General features: G+C 63.6%; 13 protein-coding genes. 8 read left to right on the top strand and 5 right to left on the bottom strand.

The features are described from left to right. The first annotated feature begins 96 nt into the window (after nt 1-96). Together GCM43_RS05855 and GCM43_RS05850 are read left to right on the top strand one after the other, a co-directional pair. Nucleotides 97-1,065 (top strand): zinc metalloprotease, encoded by a 969-nt coding sequence (locus GCM43_RS05855; RefSeq protein ID WP_226929340.1) that lies wholly within the window; start codon nt 97-99, stop codon nt 1,063-1,065. Further along, nucleotides 1,062-1,340: a hypothetical protein gene (locus tag GCM43_RS05850; RefSeq protein ID WP_152242600.1), complete on the top strand. Its 279-nt coding sequence runs from the start codon at nt 1,062-1,064 to the stop codon at nt 1,338-1,340. Before GCM43_RS05855 ends, GCM43_RS05850 begins: the two co-directional genes overlap by 4 nt. Here the strand turns inward: GCM43_RS05850 and GCM43_RS05845 are convergent. From GCM43_RS05845 to GCM43_RS05825, 5 genes are all read right to left on the bottom strand, one after another. Then, the gene (locus GCM43_RS05845) at nt 1,321-1,572 is read right to left on the bottom strand and encodes a helix-turn-helix domain-containing protein (RefSeq protein ID WP_152242599.1); all 252 of its coding nucleotides are present in this window, start codon (nt 1,570-1,572) and stop codon (nt 1,321-1,323) included. The two genes, GCM43_RS05850 and GCM43_RS05845, sit on opposite strands and share 20 nt — an antisense overlap. Before the next feature lie 186 nt (nt 1,573-1,758). Further along, nucleotides 1,759-4,122 carry a DNA topoisomerase IV subunit A gene (gene parC, locus GCM43_RS05840; protein WP_152242598.1) on the bottom strand — a complete coding sequence of 788 codons (2,364 nt, stop codon included), beginning with the start codon at nt 4,120-4,122 and terminating at the stop codon, nt 1,759-1,761. A gap of 45 nt (nt 4,123-4,167) precedes the next feature. Further along, nucleotides 4,168-6,027: a J domain-containing protein gene (locus GCM43_RS05835; protein WP_152242597.1), complete on the bottom strand. Its 1,860-nt coding sequence runs from the start codon at nt 6,025-6,027 to the stop codon at nt 4,168-4,170. After that, complete coding sequence (locus tag GCM43_RS05830; RefSeq protein WP_152242596.1) at nt 6,028-7,737, bottom strand: molecular chaperone HscC; 1,710 nt, start codon at nt 7,735-7,737, stop codon at nt 6,028-6,030. After that, on the bottom strand, nt 7,737-9,734 hold the full coding sequence (locus GCM43_RS05825; protein ID WP_152242595.1) for a DNA topoisomerase IV subunit B: 1,998 nt from the start codon (nt 9,732-9,734) through the stop codon (nt 7,737-7,739). Before GCM43_RS05825 ends, GCM43_RS05830 begins: the two co-directional genes overlap by 1 nt. A gap of 452 nt (nt 9,735-10,186) precedes the next feature. Between GCM43_RS05825 and kdpF the strand changes: the two genes are divergently transcribed. From kdpF to kdpE, 6 genes are all read left to right on the top strand, one after another. Continuing rightward, the gene (gene kdpF / locus GCM43_RS05820; RefSeq protein WP_152242594.1) at nt 10,187-10,276 is read left to right on the top strand and encodes a K(+)-transporting ATPase subunit F; all 90 of its coding nucleotides are present in this window, start codon (nt 10,187-10,189) and stop codon (nt 10,274-10,276) included. Then, the gene (gene kdpA / locus GCM43_RS05815) at nt 10,276-12,087 is read left to right on the top strand and encodes a potassium-transporting ATPase subunit KdpA (protein ID WP_152242593.1); all 1,812 of its coding nucleotides are present in this window, start codon (nt 10,276-10,278) and stop codon (nt 12,085-12,087) included. The genes kdpF and kdpA overlap by 1 nt, the downstream gene beginning before the upstream one ends. After that, complete coding sequence (kdpB, locus tag GCM43_RS05810) at nt 12,084-14,162, top strand: potassium-transporting ATPase subunit KdpB (protein ID WP_152242592.1); 2,079 nt, start codon at nt 12,084-12,086, stop codon at nt 14,160-14,162. The genes kdpA and kdpB overlap by 4 nt, the downstream gene beginning before the upstream one ends. Before the next feature lie 10 nt (nt 14,163-14,172). Continuing rightward, nucleotides 14,173-14,748, top strand: coding sequence for a potassium-transporting ATPase subunit KdpC (gene kdpC / locus GCM43_RS05805; RefSeq protein ID WP_152242591.1), 576 nt, complete (start codon nt 14,173-14,175; stop codon nt 14,746-14,748). A gap of 154 nt (nt 14,749-14,902) precedes the next feature. Continuing rightward, nucleotides 14,903-17,644, top strand: coding sequence for a DUF4118 domain-containing protein (locus tag GCM43_RS05800; RefSeq protein ID WP_152242590.1), 2,742 nt, complete (start codon nt 14,903-14,905; stop codon nt 17,642-17,644). Then, the gene (gene kdpE, locus GCM43_RS05795) at nt 17,637-18,335 is read left to right on the top strand and encodes a two-component system response regulator KdpE (protein WP_152242589.1); all 699 of its coding nucleotides are present in this window, start codon (nt 17,637-17,639) and stop codon (nt 18,333-18,335) included. Before GCM43_RS05800 ends, kdpE begins: the two co-directional genes overlap by 8 nt. The last annotated feature ends 52 nt before the right edge of the window (nt 18,336-18,387 follow it).

The following is an 18,387-nucleotide window of genomic DNA, read 5'->3' as shown; positions in this document are numbered from 1 at the left end:
TTCCGTATTTCCCCATTCCTTCCGCACCTTTGATGTGCCTCAAATACGCGCCTTCCTGCCGTGCCATAGTGCTTTTCTGGCAGACGACGAGGAGGCATGATGGGCATCGACACCACGGGCCAGCAGGCGGGCACCCCTCAAACGCGCACCTGTGCCACCATGCAGATACATCGCCATCTGCTCAATACCGACCCGGCGTATGCGCGCCTGCGCGACGATATTGAAAACCAGGCCATGCTGTACGAGGCCAACCATGGTCTGGCCGGTTTGACGGGTGTGACGCAAATTGCGGTGGTGGTGCATGTGCTCTGGCACGAGCCGCACGAGAATATCGCGGACGAGCAAATTGCCAGCCAGATTACCGTCCTCAACCAGGATTTCCGGCGCAGCAATCCCGATGCCGAACAGATACCGGCGCCGTTCCGCCCACTGGCAGCCGACGCGCATATTGAATTCGTCTTGGCCAGCGTCGATCCGCAAGGCCGACCCACCAGCGGTATCGAGCGGCGCCAGAGTGAGGTGTCATCGTTTGGCTCCGATGACGGCGTCAAGTCACGCGCCAGCGGCGGCCTTGACGCCTGGCCCGCGAACGACTATCTCAATATCTGGGTCTGCCCGCTTGGCGACGGACTGCTCGGCTATGCGCAGTTTCCCGGCGGTCCGCCCGAGACCGATGGCGTAGTGATACTGCAGTCGGCGTTCGGCACGGTCGGCACGGCCGCACCGCCATTTCACCTTGGCCGCACCACCACCCATGAAGTGGGGCACTGGCTCAATCTCAATCATATCTGGGGCGACGACGGCACCGGCTGCAGCGGCACCGACAACGTGGCCGATACGCCCAACCAGGGTGGACCGAATGCCGGCCAGCCGGTATTTCCGCAGGTGTCGTGCAACAACGGCCCGCATGGCGACATGTTCATGAACTATATGGATTATGTCGATGACACCGCCATGTTCATGTTCAGCACCGGCCAGGTGGCGCGCATGCAGGCCTGCCTCGACGGCCCGCGTGACAGCATGGGCCGGTGGAGCAGCGTGTCCTTGAACGGGATACCGGCATGAGCGTGATTGAAGCCGCTGGCGGCCTCGAAGGCAGCTGGACGCATTCTTTTGAAGAGGATATCGATGGCGTCGAAGTCTACCGCCCGACGGCCACGTTTGCCTTTCCGCCCAGCCGCAGGGGGCGTACCGTACTGCAGTTTTCGGTTGGCGACGACCAGATTGCTTCCGTGACTGCGTTGCAAAGCGGCCCGGACGACCGCCCGCGCGCCGTGGCGCCGCCGGCTTTCAACATTATCGAAGCAACTCCTGCCATTCTCAGACTGGTGCGCCGCTAACGATGTCACTGGCTGAGCAGCATTGGTGCAGGCACCCCGCCAGTGCCGCGCGGTTGGCCACGGCCAGCTTCTGGTACACCGCATGGAGTTGGTTGCGCACGGTAGCGGGCGACTTGTCGAGCCGCCTGGCGATAATCTTGTAGGGCAGGCCATCGGCCGCCAGCAAGGCGACCTGTCGTTCGGCTGGCGTCAGGCGTTGGCAGGATGGATTATTTTCGGTAAAACTGGACATGGCGCTTCCCGGTTATTTGCATGATATGCAGGGATAACGTGGAAGGCCGGGGAATTAATAAAATTATTCCGTAGGTCGGATTAGCCGGGCCGCGCAGGCCGCGCAGCGGCGTAATCCGACACCATGGTTAGCGCATGAAAGCATTATCCGATTACGTCCGGCCTGCGCTGCCTCAATGCCTCAGCCTCAGGCTATCGCCGCCATCGACACCGGCTTGACCTTTGACGCCAGCGCCTTGCCTTTTCTACCGCGCTTGCCGAAATGCTCGGTCAGCGCAGTAGCACCCAGCGACACTTCCTGCGGCTTCGATGCGCGGCCGATGCCCGACACCACCACGCCGCGCTGGGTAATCGGCTGCACGGCCAGCAGCTTGTCCTTGCCTTCAAGCTCAATCAGCTTGACGCCGGTGCCGCCCTTGGTCAGGGTCTTCATTTCATCGAGGCCGAACACCAGCAGGCGTGCGCTGTCGGTCAGGCAGGCCAGTGCGCTGGCGGGCGCCGGGATCACTTTCGGTTCGAGCGGCGTGTCGCCGGCTTCGAGCGTGATAAACGACTTGCCGCCTTTCAAGCGGCTGACCATGTCGGCGGCATTGGCGATAAAGCCATAGCCGGCGCTGGTGGCCAGCAGCAGATTGGTGGCGCCATTGCCGGCAAAGTAATGCAGGATGCGCACGGCATTGCCGGGCGTGCCGCCACTGAGGTCGCACAGCGTGGTAATCGGCACGCCGTCGCCACGTGCGTTAGGCAGCGCCGACACCGGCACCGAGTAAATACGGCCATTGTTGCCAAAGCCCAGCAAGGTATCGACCGTGCGGCATTCAAAGGCGCCATGCAGGCTGTCGCCGGCCTTGAAGGTGAATTGCGTGGCATCGTGGCCGATGCCGGTACGCGCGCGCACCCAGCCTTTTTCCGAGATGATGACCGTGACCGGCTCATCGACCACTTTTTGCTCGGCCACGGCTTTTTGTGCTTCCTCGATCAGCGTGCGGCGCGCGTCGCCGAACTGCTTGGCGTCTGCTTCGATTTCACGAATAATGGCGCGCTTCATCGAGCCGGGATTGTCGAGCAGGTCCTGCAACGACTTTTCCTCCTTGCGCAGCTCGGCCAACTCCTGCTGGATCTTGATCGTTTCCAGGCGCGCCAGCTGGCGCAGGCGGATTTCCAGGATATCGTCGGCCTGGCGTTCGGACAGATTGAAGGCCTCGATCAGCGCCGCCTTCGGTTCATCCGAGTTGCGGATGATGTGAATCACCTTGTCGATATTGAGCAGGATCGCTTCACGGCCCTCCAGGATATGAATGCGGTCCTTGACCTTGCCCAGCTTGTAGCCGGTACGGCGCGTTACGGTAGCGAAGCGGAAAGTGATCCACTCGCTCAGGATATCGCTCAGGCCCTTCTGGCGCGGACGGCCATCGCCGCCGATCATTACCAGGTTGATCGAAGTCGACGATTCGAGCGACGTATGGGCCAGCAGCATCAGCATGAATTCGGTCTGATCCTGATTCTTCGATTTCGGCTCGAACACCAGGCGCACCGGTGCAGCGCGGCCCGATTCGTCGCGGATGGTGTCGAGCGAATTGAGAACCAGCGCTTTTAAAGCCACCTGTTCCGGTGACAGCGCTTTCTTGCCCAGCTTGACTTTCGGATTGGTCAGTTCCTCGATCTCTTCGAGCACCTTCTGCGACGAGGTGCCTGGCGGCAGTTCGGTCACCACTGCCTGCCACTGGCCGCGCGCCAGCTCTTCGATCTTCCAGCGCGCGCGCACCTTCATGCTGCCGCGTCCGCTCGCATACATGTCCTGGATCTGCGCCGCTGGCGTAATGATCTGGCCGCCGCCGGGGAAGTCCGGGCCGGGCACGATGGCCATCAGTTCGGCGTGCGAGATTTTCGGATCGCGGATCATGGCCACGGCCGCCCTGGCCACTTCGCCCAGGTTGTGCGACGGGATTTCCGTGGCCAGGCCGACCGCAATGCCGGATGCGCCATTGAGCAGCACCATTGGCAGGCGCGCCGGCAGCAGCTTGGGTTCTTCGGTTGAACCGTCGTAGTTGGCCTGGAAGTCGACCGTGCCCATGCCGATTTCATCCATCAGCAGCTTGGCGATCGGCGTCAGGCGCGCTTCGGTGTAACGCATGGCGGCGGCGCCGTCGCCGTCGCGCGAGCCGAAGTTGCCCTGGCCATCGATCAGCGGATAGCGCAGCGAAAAGTCCTGCGCCATGCGCACCAGCGCGTCGTACACCGACTGATCGCCGTGCGGGTGCAGCTTGCCCAGCACATCGCCGACCACCGCCGCCGACTTGCGCGGCTTGGCCGTGGCGTTCAGGCCAAGTTCATTCATCGCATACAGGATGCGGCGCTGCACCGGCTTTTGGCCGTCGCACACATCGGGCAGGGCGCGGCCCTTGACCACCGAAATGGCGTAATCGAGATAGGCGCGCTCGGCAAAGGTGGACAGAGTCAGCGCTTCGCCGTCAAATGCCGGTTCGTCCGGTTGATCCGGTGTTATCGGTTCGGGCTGGGCGTCGTCAAATAAATTCGATTGTGTGGACATGGTACGGACTTTTATGAGTGATAGCGGTTGAATTCTTGGGGCCGATTATGCCAGCCCATCGGGTTTGGCAGACCTGCGGTGCAGCAGATACAGATGACGCACGGTGAAATACAGCACGGCCAGCGCCAGCACGATAGCGAGCCTGACCAGTGGCAGCATCGCAGGCACCGTCGGCACCCCTTGCCAGCTGGACAGCAAAACGCTGGACAGCGCAGGCATGGCCACCAGCGGCCAAGCAGCGCGCCAGGCCAGCTCGAACGGCGACAGCAGCATGCCGGTGACGGCCAGTAGCAGCATGATGGCACCGAGCACCGGCAATGGCGCGGCACGCAGATACACTGCCAGCAGCGCAGCGAGGCAGCCGATCAGCCAGCCGGCGCGCCAGCGCGGCAGGGCTGTTTCGCTGCCACCGAGATCGGCATAAATCCCGGCCATCGAGCGCAGCGCCAGCACCTGCACGCAGTACACCAGCGTCATGCCATCGATCAGCGCCAGTCCCTTGTCATGCTGGTCGATCGCGAACAGCATGGTGACGGCAAAGGCGGTAATGACGCAGCCGATCAGCCGGCCGCGCAGCAGTGCATGGTTGGCCGCAGTTGCGATCAAGGCCGTGATGCACAGCCCTGCCGAAAGAGACGTGCGCAGCGCCTCAGATTGGGCGGGCAGGAACAGCAACAGGGCCAGCACCAGAAACGCCGCCAGCCAGCCAAGTTGCGGCAGTGCAGGGCGGTCGGACCAGCGCTGCTGCACGCGTTCCTGTATCGAGGCAAACCATGCAAATACCGGCGCCGGCCGCTGGAACGCGTTCAGCGCCAGCAGCACGAAAGCGAGCGCCTGGAAACCCAGCAGGCTGGCGCTGCTGCCGATATCGTCCAGGCGCCAGCCTGCCACATCGAGCACGCCGGAAAGCATAAAGTGCAGCACGAAGCCGAGGCCGGCGGAAACGAGCGCCGTCTGCGAGAAATAGCGCTTGGAAAACACGGCGTGTTCCCAGCGTTCGAACAGGGCCACGTCAAGCTTGTAGGCCAGCATTTCGCCATGCTGCCAGCGGATGGTCTGCAGCAGCGCGCGCAGTTGCAGCGTGAATTTCCTGTCGAACAGCTGGCGCGCATAGGCCGACGGCTCCTGCTGCGACATGATGCAATCGAGGCCCGGATACTGGTCGCGCTGTTCGCTGAAATGCGCAAACGAGCGGTCGGCGCGCAGCCTCTGTACAGCCTCGCGTACCAGATCGCCATGGCTGCGCGCGAGGTAGGCAAAGTCATGGTCCCAGCCCAGCGCCACAAACAGCGCATGGCGCAGCGGCAGCGCGTAGCCGGGCTGGGCGCAATAGCGCAGCGCACACAGTTCGAACTCTTCACGCACATCGAACTTGAGCAGCGCGTCGCGCTGCAGCAGTTCGGTCAGCAGCTTTGCAGGATCGCAGCGGCTGGCGCGTGTCAGGCACTCCTGCCACAGGTCTGCTGCTTCTTCAGCCGGATCGATATCGATCACGCCCCACAGCTCCGGCGCGCGTGCAGGCGGCGGCACCATGCGCAGTTCTTCGTGGGCGATCACGCCCCATAGTTCGGCTGACGGGGCTTCTGCTGGTTCTGGCGGTACGGCTTCTGCCGGGCCGCTGTCGGCATGGACGCTGGTGATGGCTGGGGCCAGAGCCGCCGGGTCTGACCCCAGTACTTCAGCGTCTGGTCCCTGTACTTCGGCCTGCTGCTGCACATATTCAGCGATTGCCGCAGCGTTGCGCAGCGCATACTCATAAGCGTCGCGCAGCTCCTGGAACGCGGCCGGATCGTCTTCCGGGCGCGTGACTTTCAGGCGCTTTGCATAGGCGCGCTTGAGCGCGCGCTCGTCGCCGGTCGGCTCGGTGCCGAGGATGTCCCACAGGCTGCGTTCGCGCTCGCTCATTTACAGGAAGCTCTCGCTTTCCACGTCGTGCAACACCTTTTCAAACGACAGGCGCGCCTTGCGGATCAGCGACTGGTCCTGCGTTTCCAGCGCGGCCTGGAACTGCGCCGTGTGTTCGGCCAGGAACTGGCGCACGTCCCCCAGCGACTGTTCGTACAGGCGGTCGGCGCGCGAGACCAGGGTGCGGTTTTCCATCTGTTCGCGCGGGTGGATTTTCAGGTCGGCCAGTTCAAGGAAACGCTGCTCGATCTGTTCGGTCGTCATCACGCCGGCGTTGTCGCTGATGACCATCTTGTGGCGTTCCTGGGTCGCCTGCACCGTCACTTCGGCTTCCAGCACGCCGCTGACATCATAGGTAAAGCGCACGTCGATGCCGATTTCGCCGGCTTTTTTTGCCGGGATCGGGAAGTTGATCTTGCCCAGGAAAACGTTGTCGGCCACCAAGCGCGATTCGCCCTGGAAGATCGCCACGTTGATTTCCTTCTGGTTGTCCTGGATGGTGACGATGGTCTCGGTACGCGACACCGGCACCACCGAATTGCGCTCGATGATGGGCAAATAATGGCCGCCTTCATACTGGTTCGGGCCGATCTGGCGTGAAATGGCGATGCCCAGCGAGTAGGGCGCCACATCCGTCATCACCACTTCGTCGAGCGCCGCATCGCGCATTTTCAGGCCGGCCTGCACGGCTGCGCCCAGCGCCACCGCTTCATCGGGATCGAGCTGGGTGGCCGGAAAGCGGCCGAACATGCGCGAGACCAGCTTGCGCACCAGCGGCATGCGCGTGGCGCCGCCGGCCAGTACTACTTCGTGCAATTCTGCGGCGCGGATGGTGGCGTCGCGCAGCGCGCGCTCGACCGGCAGGCGCAGGCGCGCCAGCAGCGGTTCGCACAATTGCGCCAGGCGCTCTTCGCCGATCTCCCAGTTGTATTCGGTGTTTTCAAAGCGGATATTCATGCGCACCGGCGACTGCTTCGACAGCAGCCGCTTGACGCGTTCGGCCTCGTCGCGCAGCAGTTGCTGCTGGCGCGCGTCGAACTGGCGGCTGCCCAGCGCCGCGGCCAGGCCGCTTTCCTGCATGAAGGCGTCGACCAGCACGGTAACAAAATCTTCGCCGCCGAGGAAATTGTCGCCGGCCGAAGCGCGCACTTCCATTACGCCTTCAAACAGTTCGAGGATCGACACGTCGAACGTGCCGCCGCCAAGGTCGAACACCAGGAATTTGCTTTCCTGTTCCTTGTCGCGGATGCCGTAGGCCAGTGCGGCAGCGGTGGGCTCGTTGAGCAGGCGCTCGACGCGCAGCCCGGCCAGCTGGCCGGCGGCGCGCGTGGCCTTGCGCTGGGCATCGCTGAAATAGGCGGGCACGGTAATAATGGCTTCCTCGACCGGCTGGCCGAGGAACGCTTCGGCGTCTTCCTTGAGTGCGCGCAGCACCATCGACGACAGCTCTTCCGGACGGAACTGCTGCGTGCCCAGCGTGATCTTCTTTTCGCTGCCCATATAGCGCTTGAAGACGGCCGCCGTCAGTTGCGGGTGCGTCTGCAGGCGCTCGCGCGCGGCGCGCCCGACCAGCACCGTGCCATCGTCGTCGATGCTCACGCACGACGGCGTCAGGTGTTCGCCGAGCGCATTGGGAATGATCGAGGCCTGGCCGTCGCGCCAGACGGCAACCAGGCTGTTGGTGGTGCCAAGGTCGATGCCGATGATCATCAGATATCCGCCTCTGCCTCGTTGCCGTGCTCTTCGATCCAGGCGCGCCGGCCGGCCGCTTCGCCTTTGCCCATCAGCATATTGAAGCGCGCCGACGAATCGACATGATCGACCTCGCCGAGCGTGACGGGCAGCAGGCGGCGCGTGTCCGGATTCATGGTCGTTTCCCACAGCTGCTCGGCATTCATCTCGCCCAGGCCCTTGAAGCGCGAGATCGACCAGGCGCCTTGCTTGACGCCGTCCTTGCGCAGCTTGTCTTCGATGGCGACCAGTTCGCCGTCGTCGAGCGCATAGATTTTCTGGATCGGCTTCTTGCCGCGCGCCGGTGCATCGACACGGTACAAGGGCGGGCGCGCGATGCAGATATGGCCGCGTTTGATCAGCGCCGGGAAGTGGCGGAAGAACAGCGTCAGCAGCAGCACCTGGATATGCGAGCCGTCGACGTCCGCATCCGACAGGATGCACACTTTGCCGTAGCGCAGGCCCGACAGGTCGGGTGTATCGTTGGCGCCGTGCGGATCGACGCCGATGGCTACTGCAATATCGTGGATTTCATTATTGGCAAACAGGCGGTCACGGTCGGTTTCCCAGGAGTTGAGCACCTTGCCACGCAGCGGCAAAATGGCCTGGAACTCCTTGTCGCGGCCCATCTTGGCCGAGCCGCCTGCCGAGTCGCCCTCGACCAGGAACAATTCGTTGCGCGAAATATCAGACGATTCGCAGTCGGTCAGCTTGCCCGGCAAAACCGCCACGCCCGACGACTTTTTCTTTTCCACTTTCTGCAGCGAGCGCTGACGCGACTGCGCCTGTTTGATCACCAGTTCGGCCAGCTTCTTGCCGTAGTCGACGTGCTGGTTCAGCCACAGTTCGAGCGGCGGCTTGGCGTAGGTCGAGACCAGCTTGACGGCGTCGCGCGAATTCAGGCGCTCCTTGATCTGGCCCTGGAACTGCGGGTCGAGCACTTTGGCCGACAGCACGAACGAGGCGCGTGCAAACACGTCTTCGGGTAGCAGTTTCACGCCCTTGGGCAGCAGCGAATGCATCTCGACGAAGTTCTTGACCGCGCCAAACAGCCCTTCGCGCAGCCCCGATTCATGGGTGCCGCCGTTCGAGGTGGGAATCAGGTTGACGTAGGACTCGCGCACCACCGCGCCTTCTTCGGTCCACGCCACCACCCACGCCGCGCCTTCGCCCTCGGCAAAGCCTTCCGACTCGGACGTGGCGTACTGCGCGCCCTCGAACAAGGGGATCAGGGTTTCGCCGTTCGACACCTGCGCCAGCGATTCGGTCAGGTAGCCGCGCAGGCCCTCGGCGTACAGCCAGGTTTGCGTGTCGCCGGTCTTGGCGTTGGTCAGTGTAACGGTCACGCCCGGCAGCAGCACAGCTTTCGAGCGCAGCAGGCGCTGCAGCTCGGGCTGCGAGATCGCCGGGGTATCGAAGTATTTGGGGTCTGGCCAGGCGGTCACGCGCGTACCGGACTTCTTGCCGTCGCGCGGCGCCGGGCGCGAATTCAAAGGCTCGACCACATCGCCGTTTTCAAACACCAGGTGATGCAGGCCGTTGCCGTCGCTTTCCTTGCGCCAGACGGTAATTTCCAGACGCTTCGACAGCGCATTGGTGACCGACACGCCGACGCCGTGCAGGCCGCCCGAAAACGCATAGGCGCCGCCCGAGCCCTTGTCGAACTTGCCGCCTGCGTGCAGGCGCGTAAACACGATTTCCACCGTCGGCACGCCTTCTTCCGGGTGCAGGCCGACCGGAATGCCGCGCCCGTTGTCTTCGACGGTAATGCTGCCGTCGACATTTTGCGTCACGGCGATATGCGTGCAATGCCCGCCCAGCGCTTCGTCGGAAGCATTGTCGATCACTTCCTGGATGATATGCAGCGGATTTTCAGTGCGGGTATACATCCCCGGACGCTGCTTGACCGGTTCCAGTCCCTTCAGGACGCGGATGGATGATTCGCTGTAGTCGGATGCTGGTTTTTTAGTGGCCATACGTGTTCAAGCTAAATAAAGACAAGGGTTGGAACGCCAGGCCTGCGTGCGGCGCAATGCGCGCAGCGACGATAACTGTATGAATATACAGTATTTCGCCGCTGGCGTCACTGTGCGTGCCAGCATGGCAGGCCTGGCGTCCTTGTGCGGACGCTTGCGCATTCTATCGTGATCGGCATGACAAAGCGCTACTACAGAGCAACTATGGTGCACCGCACACGGCGTCGGCCAGGCGCTTCCATGCATTTTTACACTTTGTTTACACCGGCCCGCAGAGTCTTTACGAATTTTTTAGACCCGACTCTCTAAGCTTCATCCTGTCATAACAACAGCAGTGAGGGCGAAGTGAATCTCGTAATGGATATGGTGTATATCGGCGCGATTGCCGCGTTTTTCGTGGTGCTGGCCGCCTTTGCGGTCGCCTGCGACAAGCTCGGGCTGGGAGGCGCCAAATGAACGCATTTTATGTGCTGGGCGCCGTGGTGTCGGCCGGCCTGCTGGCGTATCTGCTGGTGGCGCTGCTGAAAGCGGAGGATCTGTGATGACGATGCAAGCCGGATTACTGCTGGCCGCCTTTTTGCTGGTACTGCTGGCCGTTGCCTATCCGCTGGGCCTGTATATGGCCAGGGTTGCGGGCGACGCGCCGATACGCGGCCTGGGCTGGCTGCACCGCTGCGAACAGCAACTGTATCGCTGGGCCGGTCTGCCGGCTGACAAGGCGATGGGCTGGAAAAGCTACGCCATCGCGCTGATCGCTTTTAACACCGTCGGCGCGCTGTTTGTCTATGCGCTGCAGCGCCTGCAGGGCTTCCTGCCGTTCAACCCGCAGGGCTTTGGCGCGGTCAGCCCCGATTCCTCGTTCAATACGGCCATCAGCTTTGCCGCCAATACCAACTGGCAGGGCTACAGCGGCGAGCAGACCATGAGCTATCTGACGCAGATGCTGGGCCTGGCCTGCCAGAACTTCTTCTCGGCTGCCACCGGCATTGCCGTGATCTTTGCGCTGGTGCGCGGCTTTGCCGCGCGATCAAACAAATCGATCGGCAATTTCTGGGTCGACCTGGTGCGCTCGACGCTGTATATCCTGCTGCCGCTGTCGCTGGCGCTGTCGGTGGTATTCATGGGCGAGGGCGTGGTGCAGAATTTTTCGCCCTACAAGGAAGTCGCGCTGCTCGATCAGGTGTCGTATGAAACGCCGAAGACCGGCGCCGACGGCCAGCCCTTGTTGGACGCTGCAGGCAAGCCGGTGATGGAAGCGCAGGTGGCCAAGACGCAAACGATTGCCATGGGCCCGGTCGCCTCGCAAGAGTCGATCAAGATGCTCGGCACCAATGGCGGCGGCTTCTTTAACGCCAACTCGGCGCATCCCTACGAGAACCCCAGCGTGCTGTCGAACTTCCTGCAGATGCTGGCCATCTTCATTATTCCCGCTGGCCTGTGCTTCACTTTCGGGCGCATGGTGGGCGACCTGCGCCAGGGCTGGGCGGTGCTGGGCGCCATGACGCTTATTTTCGTGCTGATGACGGCGGGTGTATTCCAGGCCGAGCAGCAGGCCAATCCAGCGCTGCAGGCGCTGGGCGTGGACCAGCAGGCCAGTTCTCTGCAGGCCGGTGGCAATATGGAAGGCAAGGAGACGCGCTTTGGCATCAATTCGTCGGCGCTGTTTGCAGCCGTCACCACGGCAGCATCGTGCGGCGCGGTCAATTCCATGCATGACTCGTATATGCCGCTGGGCGGCATGGTGCCGCTGCTCCTGATGCAGTTTGGCGAAGTGATTTTTGGCGGCGTCGGCACGGGCCTGTACGGCATGCTGATGTTCGCCATGCTGGCGGTGTTTATCGCCGGCCTGATGATCGGGCGCACGCCGGAATACCTGGGCAAGAAAATCCAGGCGTACGAGATGAAGATGGTCTCGCTGGCGATCCTGGTCACGCCGGCGCTGGTGCTGATCGGCACGGCCATTGCCGTCATGGTTGAACCGGGCAAGGCAGGCGTGGCCAATCCGGGCGCACACGGCTTCTCCGAAATCCTGTACGCCTTTACATCCGCAGCCAACAACAACGGCAGCGCCTTTGCCGGCCTGTCCGCCAATACGCCGTTCTACAACGCCATGCTGGCCGTGGCCATGTGGTTTGGCCGCTTTGCCGTGATCGTGCCGGTGCTGGCGATTGCCGGTTCGCTGGCTGCCAAGCAGCGATTGTCAGCCAACGCCGGCACCATGCCCACGCACGGACCGATGTTCATCTTCCTGCTGATCGGCGTGGTGGTATTGGTGGGCGTCCTGAACTACGTGCCTTCGCTGGCCCTGGGCCCTGTTATCGAACATCTCCAACTCTTTAGCGCACAACCATGAAAACCAAGAACCTGACGCTGTTTGATCCGGCCCTGCTGGGCCCTGCGATCATCGATGCGTTCAAAAAGCTCGACCCGCGCACCCAGTGGCGCAGCCCCGTGATGTTCGTGGTCTACGTAGGCAGCATTATCACCACCCTGCTGGCGGTCCAGGCCTTTGGCGGCCAGGGCGAGGCGCCGTTCGGCTTTATTACTGCCATCGCCGTGTGGTTGTGGTTTACGGTGCTGTTTGCCAACTTTGCCGAAGCGCTGGCCGAAGGGCGCAGCAAGGCGCAGGCAGCATCCTTGCGCGCGCTCAAGCAGACCGTGATGGCCAAGAAAATGCAGACGCCAAAATACGGCACGCCATGGCTGCCCACGCCAGCGACCGATCTGCGCAAAGGCATGACGGTGCTGGTCGAGGCGGGCGACGTGATTCCGGCCGACGGTGAAGTGACCGCCGGCGTGGCGTCGGTCGATGAAAGCGCCATTACGGGCGAATCGGCGCCGGTGATCCGCGAGTCCGGTGGCGACTTTTCAGCTGTTACCGGCGGCACCCGCGTGCTGTCGGACTGGCTGCTGGTGCGCGTATCGGTCAACCCTGGCGAAGCGTTCATCGACCGCATGATCGCCATGGTTGAAGGCGCCAAGCGCCAGAAGACGCCCAACGAGATCGCGCTGACGATCCTGCTGGTGGCGCTGTCGATCGTGTTCCTGATCGTGACCGTCACGCTGCTGCCGTTCTCGCTGTTTTCGGTGGCGGCCGCCGGCAGCGGCTCGCCGGTCACCATCACGGTGCTGATCGCGCTGCTGGTGTGCCTGATTCCTACTACCATCGGCGGCCTGCTGTCGGCCATCGGCGTGGCCGGCATGAGCCGCATGATGCAGGCCAATGTGATTGCCACCTCGGGCCGCGCCGTTGAAGCGGCCGGCGACGTCGATGTGCTGCTGCTCGACAAGACCGGCACCATCACGCTGGGTAACCGCCAGGCCGCCGCCTTTGTACCGGCGCCGGGCGTGACGCCGCTGCAGCTGGCCACAGTGGCGCAGCTCGCTTCGCTGGCCGACGAAACGCCGGAGGGACGCAGCATCGTCACGCTGGCGCGCCAGCAGTTCAAGCTGCAGGAGCAGGACCTGGTCAGCCTGCAGGCCGAGTTCGTGCCCTTTACGGCGCAAACGCGCATGAGCGGCGTCGATATCGTCGATGGCCATGGCACACGCCAGGTGCGCAAGGGCGCGGCCGACTCGGTACGCCAGTATGTACAGGCGCTGGGCCAGGCTTATCCCGAAGAAGTGGCGCGCGCGGTCGACGATATTGCGCGCCGCGGCAGCACGCCGCTGGTGGTAGTCGACGCCGGGCGCGTACTCGGTGCGGTGGAACTGAAAGATATCGTCAAGGGCGGCATCCGCGAACGCTTTGCCGAACTGCGTCGCATGGGCATCAAGACCGTGATGATCACCGGCGACAACAAGCTGACGGCTGCGGCGATTGCCGCCGAAGCGGGCGTCGACGATTTCCTGGCCGAAGCCACGCCCGAAGACAAGCTCAAGCTGATCCGCAGCTACCAGGGAGAAGGCCGGCTGGTGGCCATGACGGGCGACGGCACCAACGATGCGCCGGCGCTGGCGCAGGCCGACGTGGCCGTGGCCATGAACTCGGGCACGCAGGCGGCCAAGGAAGCGGGCAATATGGTCGATCTCGACTCGAATCCGACCAAGCTGCTGGAAATCGTCGAGATCGGCAAGCAGATGCTGATGACGCGCGGCTCCTTGACGACGTTTTCGATCTCCAACGATATCGCCAAGTACTTTGCGATCATCCCGGCAGCGTTTGTCGGCACCTATCCGCAACTGAAGGCGCTTGACATCATGCACCTGGCCAGCCCTTCGTCGGCCATTATGTCGGCCGTGATCTTCAATGCGCTGATCATCGTGGTGCTGATTCCGCTGGCCTTGAAAGGCGTGGCCTACCGCGCCGTGGGTGCGGCCGCACTGTTGCGTCGCAACCTGCTCGTATATGGCCTGGGCGGCATCGTGCTGCCCTTTATCGGCATCAAACTGATCGACATGCTGCTGTCGGCACTTAACCTGGCTTGAGGAAGAAACCATGAATGCATTGATACGTCCCGTACTGGTCATGTTTGCCGCACTGACCGTGATCTGCGGCGTGCTCTATCCGCTGGCCACCACCGGCATCGGTAAGCTGGCCTTTCCCGGTGAAGTCGCCGGCAGCATCGTCGAGCGCGACGGCAAGCCGGTTGGCTCGCTGCTGATCGGCCAGTCGTTTACGTCGCCGAAATACTTCTGGGGCCGCCCGTCAGCCACGTCACCGATGGCCAATAACGGCGCCGGCTCGGGCGGCTCGAACCAGGGGCCGACCAATCCGGCGCTGGTCGACGCTGTGAAAGCGCGCATCGCCGCCCTGAAAGAAGCTGATCCTGCCAACACGCGCGCTGTTCCGGTGGACCTGGTGACTGCGTCGGGCAGCGGCCTGGACCCGGAAATCAGCCTGGCCGGCGCGCTGTACCAGGCGCCGCGCATCGCCCGCGTGCGTGGCGTGCCGCTGGCCCAGGTGGAAAATCTGATCGCCAAGCTGCAGAAGGCCGCCTATATTGGCTTCTTTGGCGAAGCACGCGTCAATGTGCTGGAGCTGAACCTGGCGCTTGACGCGATGCAGAAATAATTGCGTAGGTCGGATTAGGCCCTTTGGGCCGTAATCCGACAACACCGTTGACGCCAACAAAGTTGTCGGGCTGACGCCAACAATGGTGTCGGATTACGCGTGGCTTCGCCACGCTAATCCGACCTACGCTGTCCCGTAAGAATAGAATATATCCATGTCATCACCGAACCCGTCCCGTCCGAATCCCGACACCCTGCTGGCCCAGCTTCAGGCGCAGGAACAGCACGCCGCGCGTGGGCGTTTGCGCATCTATTTTGGCGCCTCGGCCGGCGTCGGCAAGACGTACACCATGCTGGCCGAAGCGCGCAAGCTCGAACGCGAAGGGCACGATGTGCTGGTGGGCGTGGTGGAAACCCACGGCCGCGAGGAAACAGCGGCCATGCTGGCCGGCCTGCCGCAGCTGCCTTTGCACAATATCGAATATCGCGGCCGCAGCCTGCCCGAGTTTGACCTCGATGGTGCCTTGGAGCGCGCGCCAGCCGTGATACTGATCGATGAGCTGGCGCACTCCAACGTGGCCGGCTCGCGCCACCCTAAGCGCTCGCAGGATGTCGAGGAACTGCTCTCGGCCGGCATCGACGTGCTTACCACCGTCAATGTGCAGCATCTGGAAAGCCTGAACGATGTGGTGGGCGGCATTACCGGCGTGCGCGTGGCTGAAACCGTGCCCGATACCGTGTTTGACCGCGCCGATGAGGTGGTGCTGGTCGACCTGCCTGCCGATGAACTGCTGCTGCGCCTGAAACAGGGCAAGGTGTATCAGGCGCAGCAGGCGCAGCGGGCCGCCCAGCATTTTTTCCGCAAGGGTAACCTGATCGCGCTGCGCGAGCTGGCGCTGCGCCGCACAGCCGACCGCGTGCAGGACGATGTGCAGGCCTATCGGGTGGAAAAGTCGATCAACCCGGTCTGGAAGACCGGTGCTGCGCTGCTGGCCTGCGTGGGACCGCGCGGCGGCGAACAGGTGATCCGCAGCGCGGCGCGCCTGGCCAGCCAGCTCAACGCCGACTGGCATGCGCTGTATGTGGAAACGCCGCGCCTGCAGCGCCTGCCAGCCTCGCAGCGCGAGCGTATCCTGAAGGAACTCAAGCTGGCGCAGGATCTGGGCGCACGCACGGCCATCGTCGCTGCCAGTGATATTGCCGCCGCCGTGGTCAGCCATGCGCGCGAGGCCAATACTTCCAGGCTGATCGTCGGACGCAGTGAGCGCAGCGGCTGGTCGCGCTCCTGGCCGTGGTTCAATATGCCGCAGGCAGCACGCATTGCCAGCCTGGCGCCCGATATCGACCTGATTGCCATCGCCCAGGCCAGTGAAGAGCGGGACCGGTACAAGGCGCCGCTGGACGAAGCGCCGGCGCGGCCGGCGCGCCACTGGCGCTATCTGCTGGCCGCTGGCGCCAGCCTGGCCACGGCGCTGGTATCGCTGCCGCTGACGCCCTATATCGACCTGGCCAATATCGCCATGCTCTCCCTGCTGACGGTGGTGCTGGTGGCCGTTCGCCTGGGCCGTGGACCAGCCGCGCTGGCCAGCCTGGTGGGCGTGGCCAGTTTTGATTTTGTCTTCGTGCCGCCGCGCTATTCGTTTGCCGTCGGCGACTTCCAGTATGTGATCACGTTTGGCGTGATGCTGGCCGTGGGCCTGATTACCGGCCACCTGACGGCGGGGCTGCGCTTCCAGGCGCGCGTGGCATCGCACCGCGAACAGCGCGCACGTGCACTGTATGAATTTGCACGCGAGCTGTCCGGCGTGCTGCAGACCGAGCAGGTCTTTGAAATCACGCGCAGCGCCATCGAACGCGCTTTCCATGCGCGCGCCACCTTGCTGTTGCCCGATGACGCCGGGCGTTTGCAGACGCGCGATATCGACACCGCCGAACTCGATATCGGCATTGCGCAGTGGGCCTTCGACCGCGCGCAGGCAGCCGGCACCGGTACCGATACCTTGCCCGGCTCGGCCATTTTTTACCTGCCACTGGTCGCGCCGATGCGCACGCGCGGCCTGCTGGCGCTGCTGCCGCAGGAAGGGGCGGGACACCGGCGCTGGCTGCTGGTGCCCGAACAGCGCCAGCAGCTCGACACCTTTGCCGCGCTGGCCGCGATTGCGCTCGAGCGCGTGCACTATATCGACGTGGCGCAGGGCGCGCTGGTGCAGATGGAGTCCGAGCGGCTGCGCAATTCGCTGCTGGCGGCGCTGTCGCACGACCTGCGTACGCCCTTGACGTCGCTGGTCGGGCTGGCCGAATCGCTGGCGCTGTCGAAGCCTGCGCTGTCGGACAACCAGCTCGAGATGGCGCGCCTGCTGCAATCCGAAACGGTGCGCATGAGCGCCATGGTGGCCAACCTGCTCGATATGGCGCGCATCGAGAGCGGCCATGTACAGCTCAATTTGCAGTGGCAGGCGTTGGAAGAAGTGGTGGGCAGCGCGCTGCGCGCCAGCGCCACCCAGTTGCAGGGCCATCACGTCTGCACGCAGCTGGCGCCTGGCTTGCCGCTGGTGCGCTACGACGCCGTGCTGGTCGAGCGCGTGCTGTGCAATCTGGTGGAAAACGCGGCCAAGTACACGCCGCCGGGCAGCAGCATCGGTATCGCTGCCAGCGTGCAGGAACAGTGGCTGCAGGTGACGGTGTTTGACGATGGCCCGGGCCTGCCGCCGGGGCGCGAGGCGGCCATCTTTGAAAAATTCACGCGCGGCGAGCGCGAATCGAACCTGCCGGGCGTGGGCCTGGGGCTGGCGATCTGCCGCGCGATTGTCGAGGCGCATGGCGGCACGATTGCCGCCCAGACGCCGGCGCCGGCCAGGGGCGCGGCGATCGTGCTGATGCTGCCGCTGGGCGTGCCGCCGGCGCTGCCCGAAGAATTGGAAATCGATTTGAACCAGACTGGACAACAACATGACTGAACCCGTGCCGACCGCCTTGCTGGTCGAGGATGAACCGCATATCCGCCGCTTCGTGCGCGCCGCGCTTGAGGGCGAGGGCTGGCAGGTGTTCGAGGCAGCCACCATGCAGCGCGGCCTGATCGACGCCGGCACGCGCCGGCCCGACCTGGTCGTGCTCGACCTGGGATTGCCCGATGGCGACGGCATCGACTTTATCCTTGATGTGCGCAAATGGTCGCCGGTACCGATCATCGTGCTGTCGGCGCGGGTGGACGAGCAGGACAAGATCCGCGCACTGGACGCCGGCGCCGATGACTACCTGGCCAAGCCGTTCGGCGTGGGCGAGCTGCTGGCGCGCGTGCGCGCCACCCTGCGCCGCCAGCGCCAGCCCGGCGCGCTTGACGACGGCGTGGTGCAGTTCGGCGACGTGCGCGTTGACCTGAAAAACCGCCTGGTGATGCGCGCCGGTCAGATGGTGCATATCACGCCGACCGAATTTCGCCTGCTGTCGGTGCTGGTGAAAAATGCCGGCAGGGTGATCACCAATCCGCAACTGCTGCGCGAAGTGTGGGGGCCGTCGAACAGTGAAAACGGCCACTACCTGCGCATCTATATGGGCCATTTGCGCCAGAAGCTTGAAGCCGATCCGGCCCAGCCCCGTTACCTGCTGACGGAAACGGCAGTGGGCTACCGGCTGCTGCTGCCGCTGTGAACTGACTCTGCTTTCCCTGTTGTGAATACAGGCGCCGCGCGCGCCAGGGGGA

It is taken from the genome of Janthinobacterium aquaticum, assembly GCF_009208565.1.
Classification (GTDB): Bacteria; Pseudomonadota; Gammaproteobacteria; order Burkholderiales; family Burkholderiaceae_D; genus Janthinobacterium.
The sequence above is the reverse complement of the archived record's forward strand: the minus strand, read 5'-3'. Positions and strand labels throughout refer to the sequence as shown.